Genomic DNA, 9,126 nt, shown 5'->3' on the forward strand with positions numbered 1-9,126 from the left:
GTCTTTTCTTCTCCCGTTCTGAACGGTGTTCGACCCGGCGAGGGTGTGAGCTTCATCCGGCAGGCTGATGACGCCAGCCTGACCATATTCCGGCGCTTCGATGAAGCGCTGTTCATTGTTTTTGGGGTCCTATCGTTCGCGACGCGGTCGCTCACTGCCTGAGGACGTGAGGCGTTTAAGCGTCAACCGAAGCGCCTGGTTCCCATCTCAGTCGCATGGCGCTCAAGCAGCGAGCGCCCGCGGCGCGAGCGATAGCGCCCGGCGGCGCAGCCGCCGCGTCGGCCGCCAGGCCGATCACACCATGGGCGGAGGCCCGGCCAGGATGTCGCGCTTGCCGGCGTGGTTGGCGGGGCTGACGACGCCTTCCTGCTCCATGCGCTCGATCAGGGTGGCGGCGCGGTTGTAACCGATCTGCAGGCGGCGCTGGATGTAGGAGGTCGAGGCCTTGCGGTCACGGGTGACCACGGCCACGGCGCGGTCGTAGAGGTCGTCGCCGGACATGCCGTCGCCGTCGCCGCCCATAGCCCCGTCGCCGTCGCCGTCCGGCTCGTCCGTGATCAGGTCGAGGTAGTCGGGCTCGGCCTGGAGGCGCAGGTGCTTGCACACCTCCTCGACTTCCTGGTCGGTGACGAAGGGGCCGTGCAGGCGGGTGATGCGGCCGCCGCCGGCCATGTAGAGCATGTCGCCCTGACCCAGCAGCTGCTCGCCGCCCTGTTCGCCCAGGATGGTGCGGCTGTCGATCTTCGACGTGACCTGGAAGGAGATCCGGGTCGGGAAGTTGGCCTTGATGGTGCCGGTGATGACGTCCACCGACGGGCGCTGGGTGGCCATGATCAGGTGGATGCCCGCCGCGCGGGCCATCTGGGCCAGACGCTGGACGGCGCCTTCCACGTCCTTGCCGGCGACCAGCATCAGGTCGGCCATCTCGTCCATGACCACGACCAGATAGGGCATGGGCTCGGGGCGAATCTTCTCGCTCTCGTAAACCGGGCGGCCCTGTTCGTCGAAGCCGGTCTGGACGGTGCGTTCGAAATGCTCGCCCTTTTCCTGAGCTTCGCGAGCGCGCTCGTTGTAGCTGGCGACGTTGCGGACGCCGAGCTTGGACATCCGGCGATAGCGGTCCTCCATCTCGCGCACGGTCCACTTCAGGGCCACGACCGCCTTCTTGGGATCGGTCACGACCGGCGCCAGCAGGTGCGGAATGCCGTCATAGACCGACAGCTCCAGCATCTTGGGGTCGATCATGATGAAGCGGCACTCGGCGGGCGTGTGGCGATACAGGATCGACAGGATCATGGCGTTGACCCCGACCGACTTGCCCGAGCCGGTGGTGCCCGCGATCAGCAGGTGGGGCATCCGCGCCAGGTCGGCCACATAGGGCTCGCCGCCGATGGTTTCGCCGAGCGCCAGGGGCAGCAGATGGCTCTTCTTGTCGTATTCGCCCGAGGCCAGAAGGTCGCGCAGATAGACCGTCTCGCGCTTGGCGTTGGGCAGTTCGATGCCGATGGCGTTGCGGCCTTGAACCACGCTGATGCGGCAGGCGCGGGCCGACATGGAGCGGGCGATGTCGTCCGCCAGGGCCACGACGCGGCCGTGCTTCACGCCGGGGGCGGGCACCAGTTCATAGAGGGTGACGACGGGGCCGGGGCGGATCTGGTCGATCACGCCGCGCACGCCGAACTCCTGCAGCACGCCCTCCAGCATCTTGGCGTTCTGTTTCAGCGACTCCTCGTCCACGGCGCCGCCGCGCTGGCCGGGCTTGGCCAGGATGCCGAGCGAGGGCAGGTCGAAGCCCTCGCCGGGTTCGAAGTCGAAGGTCTGTTGATCGGCGGTGTCGCGGGGCTTGGGCGCCTTGACCGCCGCCACGCGCGGCTCGACCGACTTGGGTGCGCGGGCCGAGGGCGGGGCGACCGGGGCGGGGGCGGCGTCCTCCCATGGCGGGGCGTAGGCGGCGGGTGCATCGTCGGCGTCATCGTAGGGATCGGCCGCGTAGCTGTCGTCGGCCTCAAGGTCGGCTGGAGGCGCGACGGGGACTTCGGGCTGTTCGTGGACGCGGCGGGGGCGGCGAGGAGCAGCCGCAGGGGAGGGGGCCGCTTCGGCGACGACGCGGGCGGGCTTGGCGGGGCGCTCGGCCTGCTGGGCGCGACGGGCGGCGTGCTTCTCGGCGGCCCAGCCGGCGGTGTCGGTGAAGTCGCGCAGGCGCAGACCGACCGCATAGCCCAGGGCCCACAGGCCGAGGACCAGGAACAGGCCCCCGGCGATCCAGCGCGCGGCGGGGATATGCAGAGCGCTGAGCCCCTGAGCCGACAGGCCGGTGACGGCGTCGCCCCACAGACCGCCCAGACCGGCGGCCAGACGCCAGGCGGCGGGGGCGGCCAGGGCGGACAGGGCGGCGGACAGCAGCAGAACGCCCGTGACGGCGCAGAAGATCTTGAAGGCGGTGGGCTGCAGCCGGTGCTGCAGGGCGTCGCCGACGGCCACCGCCAGCCCGAAGGCGATCAGCAGCAGGACGGCGGGCCAGGCGGCCAGGCCCAGGGACTGCATCATCAGGTCGGCGAAGACGGCGCCGGTTCCGCCCAACCAGTTGGTCGGCCCTTGCGTCGAGGCGGCGTTAAGACTGGGGTCCGCCGGGTTCCACGAGATCATGGCGACCAGCAGCAGGGTCGCCAGCAAGGCTTGCAGCACGCCGCGGAAGCGCACGGCGAAGGGCGCGCCCCAGACGATGCGGGCGGTGGACCAGGCGCGTTGGCCGAGCGCGAGGGCGGCGGACATGAAGGCGAACCTCAGAAGACTAGGTCTCCCTTGTCGCGCGACAGGGTTAAGGGGCTGTTTACCAGGCGACGATCCGGCGACCGCGACGTCTCGCCCCGCTCGTCGCCTCTGGACGCGGGCGGCCATCGGCGCGACACAGGCGGCATGGCTCAGACGGACTACGACATCATCATCGCGGGCGCGGGACTGGCGGGGGCGACGTTCGCCCTGGCGGCGGCGCAGGGCGGACTGAAGCCGGTGCTGGTCGACCCCCAGCCCTTCGACGCCCAGCTGGCGCCGACCTTTGACGGGCGCTCGACCGCCATCGCCTATTCGACCTTCCGCATGCTGGACGCCCTCGGTCTGGGCGAGAGCCTTCGTCCCCACGCCTGTCGCATGGACCGCATTCTGGTGACGGACGGCAAGCGCCCCGGCGCGGCCAGCCGTCCGCCGTCGCCGGCCTATATCCGCTTCGACGCCGACGAGATCGGCGACCGCAACGGCGGTGAGCCCCTGGGTTATATGCTGGAGAACCGCCGCATCCGCACCGCTCTGGCCGAGGCTGTGACCGCCGCCGGGATCGAGGTCCGCGCCCCCGCCAGCGTGGCCGGGGTCGAGGTCGGGCCGGGTCTGGCGTCTGTGACCCTGAAGGACGGCGCAAGCATCAGCGCGCCTCTGGTCGTGGGGGCCGAGGGGCGCGGCTCGACCGTGCGTCGGGCGGCGGGCATCGACACCTTCGGCTGGGGCTATGGCCAGAGCGGGGTGGTGGCGACGGTCAAGCTGGACCGCGACCACGGCAATGTCGCCCACGAATATTTCCTGCCCGACGGCCCCTTCGCCATCCTGCCCCTGACCGAGCAGCGCGCCAGCCTGGTCTGGACCGAGAGCACGCGCCGGGCCGAGGCCCTGAAAGTCGCCTCGGACGAGGCCTTCCACGCCCACCTGATGCGCCGCTTCGGCGAGTTCCTGGACGGGGTCGAGGTGGTGGGGCCGCGCTTCGTCTATCCCCTGTCGCTGCAGCTGGCCGAGAAGCTGAGCGCGCCGCGCATCGCCATCCTCGGCGACGCCGCCCACGGGGTGCACCCGGTGGCGGGGCAGGGGCTGAACATGGGGCTGAAGGACGCCGCCGCCCTGGCCGAGGTCTTGACCGACGCCGTGCGCATCGGCGAGGACATCGGCTCGGAGCTGGTGCTGGAGCGCTACGCCCGCTGGCGCCGCTTCGACAACGCGGCCCTGGCCGCGGGCTTCGACGGCTTCGTGCGCCTCTTCTCAAATGATCTGGCGCCGGTGCGGCTGGCGCGCGACCTGGGCATGGCGGCGGTCAACCGCATCGCCCCCCTGCGCCGCGCCTTCATGCATGAGGCCGGGGGCGCGACGGGGGACCTGCCGCGCCTCTTGCGAGGCGAGAGTTTGTAAGAAGGGCTTACCGCGCTTCGCGCTGCTTGAGGCCGTCGGGCCTCTCCTCCCCATGAAGTGGGGAGGTGGATCGGCGGCGGAGTCGGCGAGACGGAGGGGCTCGGTCGAGCTTGGTGCGGCAGCCCCTCCACCGCTGCGCGGTCCCCCTCCCCACGAGTGGGGAGGAAGGATCACCTAGTCATGCGTGTGCAGCAGGACGTCGGCGTCGTCGCGGCGGTCGGCTTCCTCGACGGCGCAGCGCAGGGCCGAGGCCCGGTTCTGGAACAGGCCGAAGAAGAGGCCGTCCGAGGAGGCCAGGCGCCAGACGCGGCCCATGCGGCGGATTTCAAACAGGACGGGCCTTGTCGTCATGCCCGGGGTTCCGTGTGGCGTAGGCGGTCGGCCTGGGTCTGAAGCTGGCGGGCGATGCGCAGGGCGGCCTCCTGATCGGGAAAGGGGCGGGTGGCGCAGTCGTCCAGGGTGACGCACCAGCCGCCGTCGCGGGCGACGACGCCATAGGTGCGATGGCGGTGAGGCGCGGCCTCGGCCCGGCGTTCAGGCGCGGAGGCGTCGGGATAGCCGGACATCATCGCGGGCGGCCTGGGTTGCGGGGCGTGCAGCCGAGATAGAGGGCCAGGACGGTCTGGGCCATGCGCCAGACACCGGGAGATGTGGCGCTTGGGGGCGCTGCGGGGCGCAGGGACTGGTTCAACAGGGCGCGGCGGCTCATGGGCGTCTCCTTCATGAGGCGAAGAAGACACCCGGTCGGCGTAAGGCCGCGATGTGGAAAGCAGGCCGCCGCCTAAGCGCGGCGTAAGCCTCAGTCCAGCGGGCGGGCGTCCTCGGCCAGCATGATCGGCACGCCGTCGCGGATGGGGAAGGCCAGCTTGGCGCCGGCCGAGACCAGCTCATTGCGCTCGCGGTCATAGGTCAGGCGGCCGCGCGTGACCGGGCAGACCAGGACCTCCAGCAGGCGGGGATCGACCGAGACGGGGGTGTTGAAAGCGTCGCTCATCATCTTTGTTTCCTATCGCTCGCGCCGCAGGCGCTCGCTGCTTGAGGAAGTTTGGCCCTATCGTTCGCGCCGCGGGCGCTCTCTAAATGAGGGCGTTTTCGCCCTGTCGGTCACCGCGCGGCGGCTTGCTGTTGGAGTGTGTTTAGGCCCCTGTCGTGCCTTGCGCTACTGCATCGCCGGGCCATCGTCGTCGTCGTTGGCGGCGGCTTCGATGCGCAGGAGGGCGGTCAGGGCCTCGGCGCGGGCGTCCAGGGTCTCGGCTTCCAGCAGGGCCTGCTTTTCGGGGGCCTCGAAGGGCAGGGCCATGGCCAGGCTGTTGATCAGGGCCTCCTGGGGCGCGGCCTCGGCGGTGTCCCAGTCCACGTTCAGACCCCGGTGCTCCAGATAGGGGCGCAGGGCGTCGAGGAAGCCGTTGCGGTCGAAATCAGCGGCGGGATCGGGGGCGCGCAGATCGGCTTCGAACGGGGCGAAGTCGGCGCGCACCTGGCGATAGGGCGTCTTGACCTGCAGCTCGCCGGTCACGTTGAAGCGGCAGATCCCGGTCAGGGTGATCAGATAGCGGCCGTCCGAGGTCTCGTTGAAGCTGGTGATGCGCCCGGCGCAGCCGACGCGGGCCAGCGGCGGCTGGACGCCCAGACCGCCCATGGGCTGGATCAGGCCGATGACCCGGTCCCCGGCCATGGCGTCGTCCACCATGTTCAGATAGCGCGGCTCGAAGACATTCAGCGGCAGCTGGCCGCGCGACAGCAGGATCGACCCCGGCAGGGGGAAGACCGGGATCACCTGGGGCAGCTCGATCGCCTTGATATAGCCCTGGGCCATCGCCGGTCTCCGATCAGGCGAACAGGATGGAGGACAGGCGACGACGGCCGTCGCGGGCGACCTCGCTGGTCGCGCCCGCCGCCTCGAACACGGTCAGCAACTGCTTGCGCGCGGCCTGGTCGTTCCACTCGCGGTCGGCCTTGACGATGGCCAGCAGCTGATCGACGGCGCCGTTCAGGTCGCCCGTCGCAGCCAGGGCCAGGGACAGGTCGTAGCGGGCCTGGTGGTCGTTGGGATCGGCGGCGATCTTCGCTTCCAGGTCGGCGTGGGCGCCGGTCGGGGCCGAGGCGGCCAGGGCCAGCTGGGCGCGCACGCTCTGGACCATGGGGTCGGTGGAGTCGGCGGGGGCCATGGCGATGGTCTGGCGCGCCTGTTCGGCGTCGCCCTCGGCCAGATAGACCCGCGCCATGCCGGCGATGGCCTTCTGATTGTCCGGCTCCATGGTCAGGACATGGGCGAAGGCTTGCGCTGCGCCGCCGAGGTCGTTGAGGGCCAGGGATTCTTCGCCCAGCGACAGCAGCTGCTCGACGTCGGTGTTGACCCCGGCCCCGCCGGTCAGCTTGTCGATGAAGGCCTTGATCTGGCTGTCGGGAATGGCGCCCTGGAAGCCGTCGACCGGCTGGCCGTTGACGAAGGCGTAGACCGTTGGGATCGACTGGACCCTGAGTTGCCCCGCATAGGCAGGGTTCGCATCCACGTCGATCTTGACCATCTTCACCGCGCCCTTTGCGCCGCGCACGGCCTTCTCCAGAGCGGGGCCGAGGGTGCGGCAGGGGCCGCACCAAGTGGCCCAGAAGTCGACGATGACCGGCTGATGCTTCGAGGCCTCGACCACGTCGGTCATGAAGGAGGCGTCCGTGCCGTCCTTGATCAGGTCGTCGGAAAGCTTGGGGTCGGCGAAGGTCATGATCGGGTCCGCATCAGGGTCGAAGAATCGTAACGGATCAGATGGCGTCGGGATGCCTCGCCATCAAGCGGCAAGTGCAGGAAGTGAGGCGTCTGGCCGCAAGGGGCGGCCGGTCCGCGAGAAAAACAGAGTCCAATTCGTCTGAATCGTCTGAAATCGGCGATCCGATTCAACCTGCCTATAGTGGATCGCTGCGTCAGAAGGGGTCGCTCCCGAAGTAAGCCCTCCCCCTCGAGCGGGAAGGGAGCAAGGAGAGGGTTCTATAGCCGATCCATGCGCAGCCAGCGGCGGTCGCCCAGCCAGGCGGTCTTGAGCGCGCTCTCGGCGGCGGCGGCCTCGTTCGCGTTTCCCTGGGCCGCCTCGCTGCGGGCCAGGCCGTAGAGGGCCCAGCCGTTGTTCGGTGTCTGGGCCAGGGCGTAGCGGAAGGCGACGGCGGCCTCGGCGGGCCGACCGGCCTGATAGAGGGCGGCGCCCAGGGACTGATTGACCGGATAATACCAGTAGGGCGGCTCCTGATAGGGCAGGCCGGCCTCGATCGTGGCGGCGCGACGATAGTGGCCGGCGGCTTCACGATGGCGGCCATGAGCCGTGGCGAAGCGGCCACGCGCCACGGCCTCGGCCAGGGTCAGCAGATCGGGGGCGGGCACGCCCTGGGCGACCATGTCGGCGAAGGCGTCGGAGGTCTTCAGCGCCTTCATGGCCGCCAGTTCGCGCTCGAAGTTCGGGCGGTCGCGCAGGCGGGCGTAGGCGACGGCCCGGGCGTAACGGCGCATGGCGACGGCATAGGGCAGGCGGGCGTCGGGGGCGGGCGCCGACAGGATGGCGCGCGGCGCGGCGAACTGGGCCAGGGCCTGCCAGGGGGCGGCGTCGATGACCTGAATCCAGGCGATGCGGGCCGAGGTCGCCGGGTCCAGCACGGTCCTCAGCCGCCGCGCCTCGGTCAGGGCCGTGTCCATGTCGCCGGCCATCTGGGCCGAGGCGACAATGAAGTGGATGTTGTGCGGATAATAACCGTAGCGGACCAGGCTCTCGTCGCCCGTGTCGCGGATGAAGGCCTCGTCGGCGCGCGCCGCCGCGACGTTCAGTCGGATGGAGTCGGCGTAGCGGCCGCGCCGCACATAGATGTGGCCGGGCATGTGGACCAGATGGCCGGCGCTGGTCGTGGGGGCGACGGCCAGGCGGTCGGCGGCGGCCTCGGCGCGCTGGGGATCGGCGGCCTCCATCAGATGGATGTAGAGGTGGGCGGCCTGCACGTGATCAGGGGCGCGAGCCAGGACGGTTTCGACCAGACGCACCGCCTCGCCGCTGCGGCCCACGGGGGTGCGCTTGTCGGCCTGCCAGTAGTTCCACGGCGTGGTGTCCATGACCGCCTCGGCGGTCAGGCCGGCGATGTCGTTGTCCTCGGGGAAGCGGGCGGCGACGGCCAGCATGGCGTCGGCGTAGGCGGCGTCCAGAGCCGCGCGGTCCGCCGCCGGGTCGTCGGAATAGCGCCGGGCCAGGGCCTCGATCAGGGCCTGCTCCTGCGGCGTGCCGAGGGTTCGCAGGGTCATGGCGCGGTCGAGGGCGGCCAGCGCCGCCGTCCGGTCGCGGTCGTCCATCGGGGCGTTGATGTTGGGGCCGAGCGCCAGAGCCTCGCCCCACCAGCACAGGGCGCATTCGGGATCGCGCGCCTGCGCCTCGCGGAAGGAGCGCACGGCTCCGGCGTGGTTGAAGCCATAGGCGAACATCAGGCCCTGACTGAAATAGGCCTGGGCGCGGGGGTCGCGGGTCGCGATCAGCCTTGATCCCGTCAGGTCGGGATAGAGGGGAATAGGCCGGGCCTGACTGGCCGGGGCCGCGACCGCCGAGGCGATCAGCAGGTCGCGCAGCAGGGCGCCGCCCGCGCTAGCGGGACCGCAGATCGCATTGAGCGCGCCGGGCGTCGCGGCGGGCAGGGGCGACAAGGCGCTGGAGCCTGTCAGGACCAGACCGGCGCCGCCCACGGCCAGGGCTTTCCACAACAGTCGCATGCACCGTCTCCCTGTCAGGGTCTGACGCGATGAACGCCCGCGGCGCCGGGGGGGCGCTGGAATGAAGAACGGCGATATTATGGGCTGTCGCATCGCCTGGACAGAGCGATTCAGGGAAACGGGACTTTCCCCGGGGGCGTGCCTCAAAGCGGAAGGGTTGGATGGCCGCTATGGGTGGAAAGCAGACAGAGATCATGGTTCTCTTAGTTTGAAAGTGGGGGAGGCTG

At 70.3% G+C, this 9,126-nt stretch carries 9 protein-coding genes; 1 reads left to right on the forward strand and 8 read right to left on the reverse strand.

Translation table 11 applies throughout. From position 1 onward, the window contains the following. Positions 1–294: 294 nt before the first annotated feature. Entirely contained in the window at positions 295–2,772 is a 2,478-nt protein-coding gene (locus RTY13_RS05450; RefSeq protein ID WP_312781724.1) for a DNA translocase FtsK, read from the reverse strand. A gap of 144 nt (positions 2,773–2,916) precedes the next feature. Between RTY13_RS05450 and RTY13_RS05455 the strand changes: the two genes are divergently transcribed. Beyond that, positions 2,917–4,167 (forward strand): UbiH/UbiF/VisC/COQ6 family ubiquinone biosynthesis hydroxylase, encoded by a 1,251-nt coding sequence (locus tag RTY13_RS05455; RefSeq protein WP_312781725.1) that lies wholly within the window; start codon positions 2,917–2,919, stop codon positions 4,165–4,167. Between the two features lie 174 nt (positions 4,168–4,341). On the opposite strand, the gene RTY13_RS05460 is transcribed toward RTY13_RS05455, so the two are convergent. The 7 genes from RTY13_RS05460 to RTY13_RS05490 all read right to left on the reverse strand — a co-directional run bounded on the left by RTY13_RS05460 (position 4,342) and on the right by RTY13_RS05490 (position 8,899). After that, the gene (locus tag RTY13_RS05460) at positions 4,342–4,518 is read right to left on the reverse strand and encodes a hypothetical protein (RefSeq protein ID WP_312781726.1); all 177 of its coding nucleotides are present in this window, start codon (positions 4,516–4,518) and stop codon (positions 4,342–4,344) included. Further along, positions 4,515–4,733, reverse strand: coding sequence for a hypothetical protein (locus RTY13_RS05465; protein WP_312781728.1), 219 nt, complete (start codon positions 4,731–4,733; stop codon positions 4,515–4,517). Before RTY13_RS05465 ends, RTY13_RS05460 begins: the two co-directional genes overlap by 4 nt. Continuing rightward, positions 4,733–4,876, reverse strand: a complete 144-nt coding sequence (locus RTY13_RS05470) for a hypothetical protein (RefSeq protein WP_312781730.1) — start codon at positions 4,874–4,876, stop codon at positions 4,733–4,735. The genes RTY13_RS05465 and RTY13_RS05470 overlap by 1 nt, the downstream gene beginning before the upstream one ends. Positions 4,877–4,966: 90 nt before the next feature. Further along, positions 4,967–5,161 (reverse strand): Trm112 family protein, encoded by a 195-nt coding sequence (locus RTY13_RS05475; protein ID WP_003166576.1) that lies wholly within the window; start codon positions 5,159–5,161, stop codon positions 4,967–4,969. Positions 5,162–5,326: 165 nt separating this feature from the next. Continuing rightward, positions 5,327–5,983, reverse strand: a complete 657-nt coding sequence (locus tag RTY13_RS05480; protein ID WP_312781732.1) for an LON peptidase substrate-binding domain-containing protein — start codon at positions 5,981–5,983, stop codon at positions 5,327–5,329. Between the two features lie 13 nt (positions 5,984–5,996). Next, the gene (trxA, locus tag RTY13_RS05485; RefSeq protein ID WP_312781734.1) at positions 5,997–6,890 is read right to left on the reverse strand and encodes a thioredoxin; all 894 of its coding nucleotides are present in this window, start codon (positions 6,888–6,890) and stop codon (positions 5,997–5,999) included. A 260-nt stretch (positions 6,891–7,150) separates the two neighbouring features. After that, positions 7,151–8,899, reverse strand: a complete 1,749-nt coding sequence (locus tag RTY13_RS05490) for a tetratricopeptide repeat protein (protein WP_312781736.1) — start codon at positions 8,897–8,899, stop codon at positions 7,151–7,153. Positions 8,900–9,126: the final 227 nt, after the last annotated feature.

Source organism: Brevundimonas sp., assembly GCF_032055285.1.
Taxonomy (GTDB): domain Bacteria; phylum Pseudomonadota; class Alphaproteobacteria; order Caulobacterales; family Caulobacteraceae; genus Brevundimonas.